This window comes from Campylobacter concisus (assembly GCF_002913545.1).
Classification (GTDB): domain Bacteria; phylum Campylobacterota; class Campylobacteria; order Campylobacterales; family Campylobacteraceae; genus Campylobacter_A; species Campylobacter_A concisus_AV.
On sequence record NZ_PPBR01000104.1, the window covers coordinates 17,588 to 31,433 of the forward strand.

16 protein-coding genes are annotated in these 13,846 nt (G+C 40.3%); 12 read left to right on the forward strand and 4 right to left on the reverse strand.

What is annotated here, in order from left to right:
* Positions 1-11: 11 nt before the first annotated feature.
* From CYP05_RS06825 to CYP05_RS06860, 8 genes are all read left to right on the forward strand, one after another.
* Complete coding sequence (locus tag CYP05_RS06825) at positions 12-215, forward strand: tautomerase family protein (RefSeq protein ID WP_009295389.1); 204 nt, start codon at positions 12-14, stop codon at positions 213-215.
* Positions 212-709 carry a thioredoxin-dependent thiol peroxidase gene (gene bcp / locus CYP05_RS06830; protein ID WP_103642406.1) on the forward strand — a complete coding sequence of 166 codons (498 nt, stop codon included), beginning with the start codon at positions 212-214 and terminating at the stop codon, positions 707-709. Before CYP05_RS06825 ends, bcp begins: the two co-directional genes overlap by 4 nt.
* 9 nt (positions 710-718) lie before the next feature.
* On the forward strand, positions 719-1,360 hold the full coding sequence (locus CYP05_RS06835; RefSeq protein WP_103642407.1) for a thiol:disulfide interchange protein DsbA/DsbL: 642 nt from the start codon (positions 719-721) through the stop codon (positions 1,358-1,360).
* A gap of 105 nt (positions 1,361-1,465) precedes the next feature.
* Entirely contained in the window at positions 1,466-2,380 is a 915-nt protein-coding gene (locus tag CYP05_RS06840) for a branched-chain amino acid transaminase (RefSeq protein ID WP_103642408.1), read from the forward strand.
* A gap of 16 nt (positions 2,381-2,396) precedes the next feature.
* Positions 2,397-3,509, forward strand: coding sequence for a prohibitin family protein (locus CYP05_RS06845; protein WP_103642409.1), 1,113 nt, complete (start codon positions 2,397-2,399; stop codon positions 3,507-3,509).
* A 2-nt stretch (positions 3,510-3,511) separates the two neighbouring features.
* Positions 3,512-4,246, forward strand: coding sequence for a bifunctional phosphoribosyl-AMP cyclohydrolase/phosphoribosyl-ATP diphosphatase HisIE (gene hisIE / locus CYP05_RS06850; protein WP_103581105.1), 735 nt, complete (start codon positions 3,512-3,514; stop codon positions 4,244-4,246).
* Complete coding sequence (locus CYP05_RS06855) at positions 4,236-4,766, forward strand: DUF2393 family protein (protein WP_009295394.1); 531 nt, start codon at positions 4,236-4,238, stop codon at positions 4,764-4,766. Before hisIE ends, CYP05_RS06855 begins: the two co-directional genes overlap by 11 nt.
* Positions 4,766-5,317 (forward strand): DUF2393 family protein, encoded by a 552-nt coding sequence (locus CYP05_RS06860; protein WP_103642410.1) that lies wholly within the window; start codon positions 4,766-4,768, stop codon positions 5,315-5,317. The genes CYP05_RS06855 and CYP05_RS06860 overlap by 1 nt, the downstream gene beginning before the upstream one ends.
* A gap of 161 nt (positions 5,318-5,478) precedes the next feature.
* On the opposite strand, the gene CYP05_RS06865 is transcribed toward CYP05_RS06860, so the two are convergent.
* Complete coding sequence (locus CYP05_RS06865) at positions 5,479-6,810, reverse strand: acetyl-CoA carboxylase biotin carboxylase subunit (RefSeq protein WP_004317853.1); 1,332 nt, start codon at positions 6,808-6,810, stop codon at positions 5,479-5,481.
* Entirely contained in the window at positions 6,810-7,262 is a 453-nt protein-coding gene (gene accB / locus CYP05_RS06870) for an acetyl-CoA carboxylase biotin carboxyl carrier protein (protein ID WP_002940019.1), read from the reverse strand. The genes CYP05_RS06865 and accB overlap by 1 nt, the downstream gene beginning before the upstream one ends.
* Before the next feature lie 276 nt (positions 7,263-7,538).
* On the opposite strand from accB, the gene CYP05_RS10370 reads away from it, so the two are divergent.
* Positions 7,539-7,964, forward strand: a complete 426-nt coding sequence (locus CYP05_RS10370) for a ComEA family DNA-binding protein (protein ID WP_009295396.1) — start codon at positions 7,539-7,541, stop codon at positions 7,962-7,964.
* Between the two features lie 430 nt (positions 7,965-8,394).
* On the opposite strand, the gene CYP05_RS06880 is transcribed toward CYP05_RS10370, so the two are convergent.
* Positions 8,395-8,736, reverse strand: a complete 342-nt coding sequence (locus tag CYP05_RS06880) for a hypothetical protein (protein WP_103642411.1) — start codon at positions 8,734-8,736, stop codon at positions 8,395-8,397.
* A 2-nt stretch (positions 8,737-8,738) separates the two neighbouring features.
* A complete protein-coding gene (locus CYP05_RS06885) occupies positions 8,739-10,061 on the reverse strand; it encodes an NFACT RNA binding domain-containing protein (RefSeq protein ID WP_103642412.1) in 1,323 nt (440 codons plus the stop codon).
* 198 nt (positions 10,062-10,259) lie between these two features.
* Between CYP05_RS06885 and CYP05_RS06890 the strand changes: the two genes are divergently transcribed.
* From CYP05_RS06890 to leuC, 3 genes are all read left to right on the forward strand, one after another.
* Positions 10,260-11,786 carry a TonB-dependent siderophore receptor gene (locus CYP05_RS06890; protein ID WP_258031536.1) on the forward strand — a complete coding sequence of 509 codons (1,527 nt, stop codon included), beginning with the start codon at positions 10,260-10,262 and terminating at the stop codon, positions 11,784-11,786.
* A gap of 43 nt (positions 11,787-11,829) precedes the next feature.
* Positions 11,830-12,393 (forward strand): TonB-dependent receptor domain-containing protein, encoded by a 564-nt coding sequence (locus tag CYP05_RS10190; RefSeq protein ID WP_258031537.1) that lies wholly within the window; start codon positions 11,830-11,832, stop codon positions 12,391-12,393.
* An 83-nt stretch (positions 12,394-12,476) separates the two neighbouring features.
* Complete coding sequence (leuC, locus tag CYP05_RS06895) at positions 12,477-13,742, forward strand: 3-isopropylmalate dehydratase large subunit (RefSeq protein ID WP_103642413.1); 1,266 nt, start codon at positions 12,477-12,479, stop codon at positions 13,740-13,742.
* Positions 13,743-13,846: the final 104 nt, after the last annotated feature.

Here is a 13,846-nt window from a genome sequence, read left to right on the forward strand (position 1 = left end):
AAGGAGCAAAAATGCCTTATGTTAATATAAAAATAGCGGGCCCAGAGCCTACAAAAGAGCAAAAAGATCAAGTTTTTAAAGAAGTAACCGAGACGCTTGTAAGAGTGCTTGGCAAGAAAAAAGAGGCGGTTATGATCTTTATCGAAACTCACGACGCTGGCAATATCGGCGTAGGCGGCGAGAGCGTAGAGGACAAAAGAAAGGGGATGAAATGAGCGAATTTAGCAAAGCAGACATTGAGAGAAAGATAACGCTTGAGGTTGGCGACAAGGCGCCAGAGTTTGAAGCGCTAAATCAAGACGGCGTAAAGGTCGCGCTAAAGGACTTTATAGGCAAAAACGTGGTGCTTTACTTCTACCCAAAGGACAACACTCCAGGCTGCACGACTGAAGCTTGCGAATTTAGCGCAAACTACGATCAGTTCATCAAAAATGATACTGTCATCATCGGCGTTAGCCCAGATAGCGTGAAGTCGCATGCGGGCTTTATCGCAAAGCAAAATTTAAAGCACATCCTCTTAAGCGATGAGGATAAAGAAATTTCAAAGCTTTATGGCGTTTGGCAGGTCAAGAAAAACTACGGCAAAGAGTATCTTGGCATCACCAGAAGCACCTTTGTGATCGGCAAAGACGGCAAGATAGTTAAAATTTATAAAAGCGTAAAAGCCAAAGACCACGCCGCAAAAGTGCTAGCTGATCTAGCAAAATAAGGAGCAAAGATGAAGCTTATAAAAATGCTAATTTTAAGTGCGTTTTTTGCGCTAAATTTATCAGCACTAACTGAAGGTGTGGAGTATCAAACTCTAGTAAAACCGCTTAATGTGCCTAAAAACTCGGTCGTTAAGGTCTTTAGCTACGACTGCCCACACTGCTATAAATTTGACCGAACGATTACAAAAAAGCTGATGTCAAAGCTTGAAGATGTGAAATTTATCCCATATCACCTAAGCACAAAAGGCAAGCTTGGCGAGACCGCGAGTAAAATTTTTGCCGCTCTTATATCGATAGATGAGGCAAATGGCACTGATCTACTAAGCGATGAGTCAAAATTTAAGCAAGCAAAATTTGCGATCTATAAAGCAAGACATGATGAAAAAGATGATTTTAGTGATGGCAAAGACAAAGAGAAATTTATAAATTTAGCCCTTAAAGCAGCTCACGTGAGCAAAGACGACTACGAAAAAGCACTAAATAGCGACCGAGCAAAAGAGCTTTTAGATGCGTGGTTTGCCTCTTATGATGTGGCAAGTATCAGCGGTGTGCCAGCTTTTGTAGTAAGTGGCAAATACTTAATAAATTTAAACGCAGCTTCATCAATCGATGAGATGGCAAAGATCATACAAGAGCTTTTAGATAAGTAGTTTTTAGCAGGTAATATCTGCAAATTTTGGTCTTAGAAATATAAATTTAAAGCAATTTTAGATAAACTCAGACCAAAATTTCTAAGAAAAAAGAAAGGTTTAACAATGAATGCTTCAGAATTTATCTGGATGGATGGAAAATTAGTTAAATGGGACGATGCAAAAGTACACGTTCTAACTCACTCTTTGCACTATGCTAACGCCGTATTTGAGGGCACAAGAGCTTATAAAACAAAAAAAGGTCTAGCTATTTTTAGACTTCAAGATCATACAAAAAGACTTTTAAGATCAGCAAAAATGACCGTTTTAAACGTGCCTTACACTGAAGAAGAGCTTGAAAAAGCACAGATCGAGCTACTTCGCGCAAATAAATATAACAGCAACGTATATATCCGCCCACTTATCTTTTTAGGATACGGCGTGATGGGCGTAGCGCACACAAAAGCACCGGTTCAAACTGCCATCGCTTCATGGGAGTGGGGTGCATATCTTGGCGATGAAGGCTTAGAAAAAGGCATCAGAGTTAAAATTTCAAGCTTTGCTAAACTTGCTCCTGCTGCTCAAATGAACAGAGCAAAGGCTAGCTCAAACTACCTAAGCTCACAAATGGCAAACTACGAAGCAAAAGAGGCTGGATACGACGAGGCGCTGCTTCTTGACAGCGAGGGCTTTGTGGCTGAAGGTCCAGGCGAGTGCTTTTTTATCGTTGAAAATGGTGCATTGATCACTCCACCAAACGACAACAGCCTACTTAGCATCACTCAAGATACGGTGATAAGACTAGCTCAAGATCTTGACATCGAAGTAAGAAGAGAGCGCATCACAAGGGATCAAGCATACACAGCTGACGAGGCATTTTTCACTGGCACTGCAGCTGAAGTAACTCCGATAAACAGCATAGATAACCGCATCATCGGCAACGGTGCTAGAGGCGAAGTGACAAAGAGACTACAAAAAGCTTACTTTGACGTAGTTTATGGTCTAAACAAAAAATACGAATCATTTTTAACATATATTTAAGATTTAAAGGAACGAAATGCCCGCTGATTTAAATGATTATTTCAACAAAAAAAAGCCAGGTAATGACAACAGGGGCTCAGGTCAAAATAACGACAAAGAGTCACCTTTTAAAAAGGATTTTAAAATGCCAAATATACCAAGCGGCTTTGGTAAATTTGGTGCGCTAGCCTACATCATAATCGCCATTATCGCGATCCTTGCTATCACTCAGCCATTTAAAGTGATACACTCAGGCGAGGTCGGCATCAAAGCCACAGCGGGTAAATACGAGCCAAATCCTTTGCAACCAGGATTTCACTTCTTTTTACCATTTATCCAAAACATCATCGTAGTTGATACTAGAGTTAGGATCATCAACTACACTTCAGGCGAAGATATGGGCGAGAGCTTGCAAAAGTCTTATCAAGGAGCTGGAATTTTACGCAAAAACTCTATCTCAGTTTTGGATGCTAGAAATTTACCAGTTAGCATCGATATCACCGTGCAATACCGTCTAAATCCAGAAAATGCACCACAAACTATCGCCTCTTGGGGTCTTAGCTGGGAGAGCAAGATAGTTGATCCTGTCGTGCGCGACGTGGTTCGTAGCATCGCTGGTAAATACACAGCCGAAGAGCTACCAACTAAGAGAAACGACCTAGCAAGGCAGATAGATGAGGGCATAAGAAAAGACATCGACTCTCAGCCAAACAAGCCAGTCGAGCTCCTAACCGTGCAGCTTCGTGAGATCATCTTGCCTTCAAAGGTAAAAGAGCAGATCGAGCGCGTCCAAATCGCAAAACAAGAGGCCGAGAGAACAAAATACGAAGTAGAAAGAGCAAATCAAGAAGCCTTAAAACAAGCTGCACTTGCAGAAGGTACCGCTAAAGCTGCGATCATTGAAGCAAAAGGTAAGGCTGATGCTATCAAGATCGAGGCTGATGCGACTGCGTATGCAAACAAAGAGATCGCAAAAAGTGTCGATCAAAATTTATTAAATTTAAAACAGATCGAGACGCAAAATAGATTTAACGACGCTCTTAAAGAGAACAAAGATGCCAAAATTTTCTTAACACCTGGCGGAGCTGTGCCAAATATCTGGCTAGATGCAAAAGATAGGGCAAAAGCTAGCTCGGTTAGTGAAAGGTAAAAATGAATAGCGTAGCAAAAAGTATAGACTGGCAAAAGGTTGGTGGATTGCTCCCGGTGGTGGTTTGCGATCACGCTACAAACGAGGTTTTGATGCTTGCTTATATGAACGAAGAAGCACTAAATTTAAGTCTATCTAGCCGCTACGCTCACTACTTTTCACGCACTAAAAATAGAATTTGGAAAAAAGGCGAAGAGAGTGGCAACACGCAAGAGATCAAGGCTGCGTTTTTAGACTGCGACAACGACACTTTGCTTTTAAAAGTCGTTCAAAATGGAGGCGCTGCTTGTCACACTGGGGCAAGGTCTTGCTTTTTTAACGAGATAAATTTAGAAAATTTAGAAATTTCAGATGAAAAAAGCGAGGTTAAAAAGCCAAGTTACGGCGTCATTGACGAGCTTTATCACGTTATAGAAGATAGAAAACTAAATGCAGATCCGCAAACTTCATACGTGGCAAGTCTTTTTAAAAAGGGTGAAAATCAAATTCTAAAAAAAGTTGGCGAAGAGGCTACAGAGCTTGTCATGGCGGCAAAAGAGCTTAGTTTTGCCAAGCAGATAAAACAAGATGAGCAAAAAGCAAAAAATGACCTCATCTATGAAGCAGCCGATCTTTGCTTTCACGCACTTGTGGCACTTTCAGCCCACAACATACATCCAGATGCCGTCAAAAACGAGCTTGCAAGGCGTTTTGGCATGAGTGGCATCGAAGAAAAAAGATCGCGAGATGTTAAATAGCATCAAGCATAACATACTTTTCATACTTCAAAACGCCAAACTTATCGACTTTCTAGCCTATGGTTGGGTGTTTTTAGCCTTTATATTTATCGTGCTTTTAGGAATTTTCGTCGCGATAAAATCATGGTGGCAGATAGGATTTTTATTTATCCTAGCTGGTTTTTTGGGACTTTTCGCAGGTAACTACTACGCAAACAAATATATAAATGAAAATCTAAGACCAGTTAGCATAAGCAAAATAAACACAAAACAGCTTCAATATGTCGATGCGTTGATGGTTGATTTTAACATCACAAATAACTCAAACTACACATTAAACGTTTGCAAAATCGAGCTTGGCTTCTATCTTGGTTCAAAGCAAAGCACGAGAAATTTTCTAAATTCACTAAACCCTTTTGCTAAAAAACGTATCATTTTAAATGAAGCGCTTTTGCCAAAGCAGAGCAAGCAGATAAGAGAATTTGTCAATGACTTTGCCTTCATTGACTACAATATCACCAAAAAAGCGGAGTGTTTTTGATGAGTTCAGCCTACTTTACCATCGTTCATATCATTGTGCTTTTCGTGATCGCACTACTTTCTATTTTATTTCTTGTGCTCTCACTTAGAGCTGAGCGAAAGCTATTTTTATCACTACTTTTTACAAACATTTTGGTCTCAACCACGCTTGCCATTTTTTTGATGCTAGTTCTTGATAAATACACCAAAAAAGGCATAGTCGAAGGCGTAAAAAGCGAGCGAGTATTAAGAAATGAAAGCATCGTCTTTAGAGGTCAAGTAAGAAATGTCGGCAAATTTACCATTAGCAAATGCACCCTTACAATTAAGCTTATTAATCAACCGCTAAATAAAAACGATCTTGGTGGCGAGGCATTTTTTAAACCAAGTGGACTCTCATTTTTCTCATGGTTTATTGGAGGCGATGAGGACGAGAAGCCAAATACTGTTGCATATAAATTTGACGTAGCTCAAAATTTACCAAAGCAAAAAGCAGTGCCATTTACCGTGACTATGCCCTATCCGCCATATTTTAAAAATGGTATGAATATCACAAAACTTAGTTGCTACTAATAAATTTAGATAAATTTTTAGTCTTTATTGCATTTTGTAGTTACAATCTGGCTAAATTTCTCTTAAAATAGTTCAATCCCTAAAATTTGGCTTATCTATAAGATAAATTTGAATATGAAATTTTAAACCAAAGCCAAAAGGCAATGGTTTAAAATTTAGTTTTAATGTCTTGAAAGATAGTTTGTATCGTAGTTGTTGCTTAAAAAGTCTTTGTTTTCCATCATGGCGATGTGAAAGTCTTTTGTTGTTTTGATGCCGCTTATTATGAGCTGATCAAGAGCTACTTTCATCTTGTGGATGGCTCTGTTTCTATCAGTGTCCCAAACAACGAGCTTGCCGATCATACTGTCGTAATACGGCGGTATAGAGTAGTCTTGGTAGATGTGGCTATCCATTCTCACGTTGCGGCCACCTGGGCAGACATATTTTGTGATCTTGCCAGGACACGGAGTGAAGGTGTTTGGATCCTCGGCTGTGATCCTGCACTCGATCGCATGGCCTTTTAGCTCGATGCTCTTTTGTGACGGTAGCTTTTCACCCTCAGCCACTTTTATCATAAGCTCGATGATATCAAGCCCACTTACCATTTCGCTTACAGTATGCTCGACTTGGAGCCTTGTGTTCATCTCGATGAAGTAAAAGTCTAAATTTTTATCAACCAAAAACTCAAACGTACCTGCTCCCTCGTAGCCGATCGCTTTTGCAGCTTTTATGGCAGTTTCATGTAGCCTCTCTCTTGTTTTTTCATCAAGCAAGATAGCTGGGCTCTCTTCGATCAGCTTTTGGTGACGGCGCTGCATAGAGCAGTCGCGCTCACCTATGTGAAGCACGTTGCCGTGGCTATCGCCGATGATTTGAACCTCGATATGTCGTGGGTTTAAGATATATTTTTCCATATACATCGTGCCATCGCCAAATGCACTCATCGCCTCACTCTCAGCCGACCAAAACGCTTTTTCTAAATCAGCCTCTTTTTCAACCACGCGCATACCGCGTCCGCCGCCGCCTGCCGCAGCTTTTAAAATGACAGGATAGCCGATCTTTTTAGCTAGCTCTTTTGCAGCTTTTGTATCAGCCACAGCGCCGTCTGAGCCAGGGATGACTGGCACGCCAGCTCTTTGCATGACCTGTTTTGCCTTGCTCTTATCGCTCATCAAAGCCATCGCAGCAACGCTTGGTCCAATGAATTTGATCTTGTGGTGTGAGCAAATTTCAACAAAATTTTGATTTTCACTTAAAAAGCCATAACCTGGGAAGATAGCGTCTGCTTCGCTGATCTCAGCTGCGCTTATGATAGCTGGGATATTTAGGTAGCTATCGCTTGAGCGCTCTTTACCGATGCAGATGGCCACGTCGGCGTATTTTACGTAAAGTGCGTCTTTGTCAGCGGTTGAATAAACTACAACGGCTTCTTTACCCATCTCCTTTATCGTTCGCAAAGCACGAAGAGCGATCTCACCGCGGTTTGCGATTAAAATTCTTTTTAATTCCATTAATTTTTCTCCACGCCAAATAACGGCAATCCAAACTCAACTGGCTGTCCGTCAGAGACTAGCATCTCAGTGATCTGGCAGTCAAACTCAGCCTCGATCTCGTTCATGATCTTCATAGCTTCGATGATGCCCACTACATCGCCTTTTCTCACTCTTTGACCTACTTTTACAAATGGTGCAGCACCTGGGCTTGGAGCAGCGTAGAAAGTACCTACCATAGGAGATTTTATGCTATCTTTTGGCGAATTTGCAGCTGGTTTTACCTCTGAGCTAACGACAACATTTACAGGTGTTGGCGCTGGAGCTGCTGCTTGTGCCGCTGGCTTCGCAGGCGCGCAATAATCAGCAAATTTCTCTACCTCGACCTCAAAATCACCACTTTTTATCTTGATATGATTCATCTCCATACCATTAAAAAATTCGATAAGCTCTTTTATATCTTCTTTTTTCATAGAAAATTCTCCTAAATTTTTATATAAGCGTCTAATTGTAGCGAAAAATAGATAAAAATTTTTTTTATGACATAAAAATTTATCTTTCTAAACATAATTACAGCTATCTAAAACTTTTACTTTTGTCTGCTTTCTCATGTTTAAATTTTTTAATTACCTATAAAATTTATAAAGATAATTTTACAATCAGCACAGGTTATTAATTTTTATTTTAAATTGACTTAGCATGTTAAATATGTTAAACTCGGCACCCAATCTAACTTAAAAAGGACAAAAATGAAAAAGGTTATGTTATCGTTATTAGTAGCAGCTTCTACAATGTTTGCAGCTGTAAATTTAAATACTGCTTCAAAAGAAGAGTTAATGAGCCTAGATGGTATAGGTGCTTCAAAAGCAGATGCTATTATTGAGTATAGAAAGGCAAATAAATTTAACTCAATAGAAGATCTCAAAAATGTAAATGGCATAGGTGATAAGACATTTGAAAATTTAAAATCAGAAATTTCAACATCTGGCGAGACAAAAATAGACGAAACAAAAGCTAAAGCAAAATCTAAAAAAGATGAGCTAAAAGAAAAAGTAAGTAAAAAGAGCAGCGAAGTAAAAGAAAAAAAAGACAATGCTGAAGATAAAGTAAAAGAGAAGAAGGAAAAAGTAAAAAAAGAGGCTAAAAGTAAAGCCAAAGAGAAGATAGAAAAGTAAAATACAAAATTACTCTTAAAAAGGAACGCTAAGCGTTCCTAATTCTTCTTATATTTATCTTTTTTATTATTACTTTTTTGTATTTTATGTCTTATTTAGTTTTAGCTAATAAATTCTAATTTATTCTTATGCAAATCAAGCTGTATTTAATGCAGTTGATAGTTCATTATAACATTAGAAGATGATCCAAATTTAATGCTGGCAAGGGTGCAGTATTTACCATAGATGACACTAAGTCAGGCTCTTAATGCGGAAACCGTTGTGGATAAAACTGGCTTTGTGTGAACTAAAGATTTGGTATGTATTACAACGAAACAAAGCATGGAGCCAAGCTAGTTGCATGCTGGACACTTAGTAAGAAATAGATAAAAATTTATATAAGATTTGGTTAAAGGCGCAGAGTTTAGAGAGAGTTTGCCTACTAAATTAACTATATTGATATATCAAGCATATGATGTTCTTCTATGTTACTTTCATCATCTTTTTCATCTTCCAAATTCTCTTCATCTTTGGCTTTTGCGTTTTGCTCTTCATTCTCAAACTCGCTCGACTCTTCTTCGCTCTTTTGACGCTCGTGCTCTTTTTCAGGGTCTATTTTATATGACTCCTCCATCGGACGCACCTCTTTGATCTCCTCGTTTTGCTGGGTGGCTAGCTCAGATGCCATTAGTGCTTGCATGTCAAAGCGTGCTTGCTGGTTTGCATGCACCTGCGAGACGACTGGGGCGTTTTGGTTGATGAAGTTGCTGTTTCCTAAAGGTGTTACCGCCATTTTTAGCCTTTATTTATGATGATCGTTTTGTAGTTTGTGTAAGTGACATTTGCGCCATTTTCGCGCCTTAAATTTTCGCGTTTAGTGTAATCCACCTCGTATCTGCCAGCCCCTTTTACGCTAAATTCCACGCAAAATTTGGCAGCCATTTCTAGCACGTCTTCTGGCACTTTGCTCTTGTTCGTTTTTATGATGACGTGAGCGCTTGGGGCGTCTTTTAGATGAAGCCAGATGTCGTCTTTTTTGGCAAGATCAAGTAAATTTATATTGCCTTTTTCATTTCTACCAACTAAAATTTTAAACTCTCTAACGTAGAAAATTTCAGCATTTTCGCTTACATCTTTTATGTGTCTCTCTCTTTGTTTTGCCTTATTTTTTGGGCTTAAAATTTCAAGCTCGTAAGCGCTATTTGCCTCTTTTAAAAGTGACTTTAGCCCTTCTAAAAACTCGATCTTTTCACTTAAATTTCTCTTTTCTATCTCCACACCAAGGGCTTTTGCGCGAAGCTTTTTTGATCTTGAGTAAAATTCATTTGCGCTATTTTTTGGCGTGTCGCTAAGAGTTAGTTTTATCTCGTTGTCGTCAAAATCCTTTAGGCAAATTTCTCTCTCATAGCCCTTAAAATTTGCCAAATTTGCAAGCAATAGCGTGCCGTAGCTTGCAAACTCCTCACTCTTTTTCATAAGTTCATCTTTATCTTCAAGCGAGTTTAAAATTTCACTCATACTATCTATTTTTTTTTGCACGCTAGCAAGCTTTGCCTCTTTTAGCCCAGCTATCCTAGACTCGTTTATCCTAGCTGCTTCGCTTCTAAAAAAGGCCTCAAAGTCCGTTATAGGCTCGCACGGCTTTTCTTTTATAGCGATGGCTGGCAGCTCTTTTAAAACCTCGCCAGTTTCTATCTTGCGGTAGCTATTGTCGATATGTCTTAGTGCCTCGATGATAACGTTATTTTCATCAGTTATCACGGCGTTTGTAAAGCGGCCTGTAAATTCAAGATAAAGGATGAAATTTTCGCTTTTATATGAGCCACTTTGCGTGCAGGTAAATTTTAAAATTCTATTGTTTTTTAGGCACTCGACGCTTTTTATATGCGAGGCGTTAAAGCGCTTTTTTAGGACGTTATCAAAGGGCGCTTGATAAATTTTTGCCTCTTTTAGCTCATCATCTTTGTAGATCGCTGAGTTTGACTTATTTAGATCAAAGATGATCTTTTCGCCGCTAAATTCGATAAGTATAGCCATGTCGCTTACGCGCTTTGCCTGGCTTATCTTTTTAAATTTCGATAGATAACTTGCTATTTGAACTAAATGTGCGTACTTCATGCGTGGATTATATCAGAAATGTTGCAAAAATGTTTTAACAAAGAATTTATGTTTTGCATTTTATTTAAGCAGCTAAATCAATTTTTATAAAGTCCATTTCTTATTATAAACACAATATAAATTAATTCATAAAAAATTAAATTTCAATTTTATATAATGATAACGATTTTTAAAATAATTAATTTTAAGGGAGATCACTTGAGTAAATTTTGCATTAGTATCGCACTTTGTTTTGCGATTTCAGCCTTAAATGGCGCTGATGTAAATTTAGAAGGAGTTAGCGTAGAAGATAGCGCTGATGATGGTTATAGGGCGACAACTAGCGAAGTTGGCAAGACAAACACGCCTATCCTTGAGATACCACAAACTGTAAATGTCGTGACGGCTCAGCAGCTAAAAGACAAAAAGCCAGAGACGCTAGCAGAGAGCCTTCAAAACGTGAGTGGCATAAGCTATGGCAACACAACAGGCGGCATTTTTGACTCGATCATCAAGCGAGGTTTTGGTGGTGGGCGTGATGGCTCTATAATGCGAAATGGCGTGCCAGCTAGCGTCATGCATAGCTTTAACAAAACCGTAGAAAGCGTCGAGGTGCTAAAAGGACCAGCTAGCTTGCTTTATGGTGCGCAAGAGCCAGGTGGCATAATAAACATGGTAACCAAAAAGCCAAAATATGACTTTGCAAATGAAATTTGGGCTGGTTTTGGCAACCGCAACTACTGGAACACGGGCTTTGACACCACAGGACCGATCGCAGAGAGCGGCTTTGCGTATAGATTTATATTTGATACGATGAAAAAGGACTATTGGAGAGAGTTTGGCGAATATAAAAACGTCCTTTTTGCGCCATCGCTATCATATAAAGGCGATGACTACCGCATAAATTTCGCCTACACTCACACTCGCTCAACCGATCCGATCGACCGCGGCATGTATCTCGTCCCAAACACTGGAAAGCTACTGCCTATAGATAAGAAAAGACGACTTGACGAGCCATTTAATAAGCTTAAAACAAAGCTTGATACTGCTGATATAAATTTTGAGAAAAATCTCGGCGAAAACTGGATGCTAAAGGGCGCTTATGCCTTTTCTAGGTCTCGTCATGAGTACGGTCACATCAGGCTAATGAATGTAAATTTAAACACTGGCGTTGCATCTAGGCGAAACGAGGCGTATGATGGCTTTATCCACCGCACGCACGCAGGATCACTAAATTTAAATGGCTATGTTAAAACAGGCGAGCTGGAGCACAACTTGCTCTTTGGCATCGATGCAAAGGAGTACTACCGCTATAGACCCGGTGCGCTAAATAGCTATAGCTCTGGCACGACTCCAAGAAATTTCCCTATAAATATCTATAACCCAGTCTATGGCACGGTCGCCTATCCGACTGATAGAGCCTCAAGTATCCAGTATCAAAAGCTAAAAACGATCGGATTTTACGCGCAAGATAGCATAAATTTGACCCAAAATTTGATCTACTCTTTAGGAGCTAGATACGAATACTACGACCAAGTAGCTCGCGGCACGACTAGCGGACCAAACAGCACAGATCAGCAAGATGGCAAATTTACATGGCAAACTGGGCTTTTATATCTGCTAACGCCTGAGTGGTCTGGCTATACCAACTACGCGCAAAGCTTCAACCCACAAATGGCGATCAGCGGCGCTGACATAGGTGATATAAAGCCAGAAGAGGGCAAGAGTATAGAAGTTTGGATCTAAATTTCAAAACGATAGCATAACAGCAAGTGCAGCGGTTTTTAACATCAACAAGAAAAACATCATGCGCACCGTAGATGGCGTGAGTACGCCGGTTGGCGAGGCGCGCTCTAGAGGATTTGAGTTTGATTTTAATGGTCGTGTAACGCAATGGCTAAGTCTTGGCGCTAGCTATGCATACACTAAAACTGATGTGCGAAAAGATAGTGGTGCCTATGCGGTACTCGTTGGCAAACCGCTTGAAGCCACGCCAAAGCATCAAGCAAGCCTCTTTGCTAACTATGACTTTAGCCATCTTGGCGCAAAAGGGCTAAGGATCGGCGGTGGAGCTAGGTATTTTGGCTCGTGGTATACATACTATATGAGGACAAATTTATCTGCAGTGCCAGCAGGAACGGCATTTAAGATAAATAGCGCGGTTGTTTATGACGCTTTTATCAGCTATGATACAAAGATCGCAGGCTATGAGACAAATTTCTCATTTAATGTCAAAAACCTAACCGATAAGCTCTACTACACATCTTCATCGACTGGCACGCAGGCAAATATCATACCGATACAGCCAGGCTATGCTCGTCAGTTTATGCTCACTGCATCGGTTAAATTTTAAATTTGCTGGGCCTTTTGGCTCAGTGAATTTTCTTTAAATTTAGCTATTTTTGTTAAAATCGCCTCAAAATTTAAAGGAAATTTATGAAACAAACTATCACAGAAAAGATATTTTCAGATCACGTTGGCAAAGAGGTAAGCGCAGGAGAGATCATCGAGAGCAAGATCGATATGATCATAGGCAACGACATCACGACGCCTATCTCGATCAAGCAGTTTGAGCGAAGTGGCGCTAAAAAGCTAGCCAACCCAGATGGCTTTGCCATCGTGATGGACCACTACATCCCAACAAAGGACATCCTAAGCGCAAATCAAGCCAAAATTTCACGCGAATTTGCCTATAAACACGACCTTAAAAACTATTTTGACGAAAAAGATATGGGTATCGAGCACGCGATTTTGCCTGAAAAAGGGCTAGTAATCCCAGGCGACGTCATCATCGGCGCAGATAGCCACACCTGTACGCACGGCGCTCTTGGGGCATTTAGCACCGGCATGGGCAGCACCGACCTAGCTTATGCGATGATCACTGGCAAAAACTGGTTTAAAGTGCCTGAGAGCATCAAAGTCGTCTTTAAAGGCAAGCTTGATAAGCACGTCTATGGCAAGGATCTCATCCTTGAGATCATCCGCCAAATAGGCGTTGACGGCGCACTTTACAAGGCGCTTGAGTTTAGCGGCGAGGTGATAGATACTCTTAGGATGGATGATAGGTTTTCAATGTGTAACATGGCGATCGAAGCTGGCGCAAAGAGCGGTATCATTGCGGTTGATGAGATCACAAAAGAGTTTTTAAAAGATAAAAATTTGCGCGATAAACCAAAATTTTTCTACTCAGACGAGGGCGCAAAATACGACAAAATTTTAGAGATAGATGTCACAAACCTTGATCCAGTCATCGCATATCCATTTTTGCCAAGCAACGGCAAGAGCGTAAGACAGGCGGTTCGCGACGATCTAGCTATCGATCAGGCATTTATCGGCTCATGCACAAATGGCCGTCTAAGCGACCTTCGTATCGCAGCACAAATCCTAAAAGGTAAAAAAGTAGCCCGCAAAACAAGGCTCATCATCACTCCAGCGACGCAAAAGATCGCAAGAGCTGCTGAAAAAGAGGGGCTAATCGACATTTTCATAGAAGCTGGCGCAGTTGTGAGCAACCCAACTTGTGGTGCTTGTCTTGGCGGATATATGGGCATTTTAGGTGCAAATGAGCGCTGCATCTCGACTACAAATAGAAATTTCGTCGGCCGTATGGGCGATAGAACTAGTGAAATTTATCTAGCTAATTCGGCTGTTGTGGCGGCTTCAGCGATAGCAGGTAAAATTGCCGATCCAAGGGACTTATAGGCGTTAGCTTTTAAGTATCTTTGAATGAGTTAGAAATTTTCACACTTCGATAAGCTAGATGTTTTATCTTGTGTGAAAATTTCGTCACAACATCCAAATCTATC

Bases quoted from the DNA above. Each gene is read 5' to 3' on its own strand.
- CYP05_RS06825 (WP_009295389.1), top strand. From the start codon at position 12: ATGCCTTATGTTAATATAAAAATAGCGGGCCCAGAGCCTACAAAAGAG.
- bcp (WP_103642406.1), top strand. From the start codon at position 212: ATGAGCGAATTTAGCAAAGCAGACATTGAGAGAAAGATAACGCTTGAG.
- CYP05_RS06835 (WP_103642407.1), top strand. From the start codon at position 719: ATGAAGCTTATAAAAATGCTAATTTTAAGTGCGTTTTTTGCGCTAAAT.
- CYP05_RS06840 (WP_103642408.1), top strand. From the start codon at position 1,466: ATGAATGCTTCAGAATTTATCTGGATGGATGGAAAATTAGTTAAATGG.
- CYP05_RS06845 (WP_103642409.1), top strand. From the start codon at position 2,397: ATGCCCGCTGATTTAAATGATTATTTCAACAAAAAAAAGCCAGGTAAT.
- hisIE (WP_103581105.1), top strand. From the start codon at position 3,512: ATGAATAGCGTAGCAAAAAGTATAGACTGGCAAAAGGTTGGTGGATTG.
- CYP05_RS06855 (WP_009295394.1), top strand. From the start codon at position 4,236: ATGTTAAATAGCATCAAGCATAACATACTTTTCATACTTCAAAACGCC.
- CYP05_RS06860 (WP_103642410.1), top strand. From the start codon at position 4,766: ATGAGTTCAGCCTACTTTACCATCGTTCATATCATTGTGCTTTTCGTG.
- CYP05_RS06865 (WP_004317853.1), bottom strand. From the start codon at position 6,810: ATGGAATTAAAAAGAATTTTAATCGCAAACCGCGGTGAGATCGCTCTT.
- accB (WP_002940019.1), bottom strand. From the start codon at position 7,262: ATGAAAAAAGAAGATATAAAAGAGCTTATCGAATTTTTTAATGGTATG.
- CYP05_RS10370 (WP_009295396.1), top strand. From the start codon at position 7,539: ATGAAAAAGGTTATGTTATCGTTATTAGTAGCAGCTTCTACAATGTTT.
- CYP05_RS06880 (WP_103642411.1), bottom strand. From the start codon at position 8,736: ATGGCGGTAACACCTTTAGGAAACAGCAACTTCATCAACCAAAACGCC.
- CYP05_RS06885 (WP_103642412.1), bottom strand. From the start codon at position 10,061: ATGAAGTACGCACATTTAGTTCAAATAGCAAGTTATCTATCGAAATTT.
- leuC (WP_103642413.1), top strand. From the start codon at position 12,477: ATGAAACAAACTATCACAGAAAAGATATTTTCAGATCACGTTGGCAAA.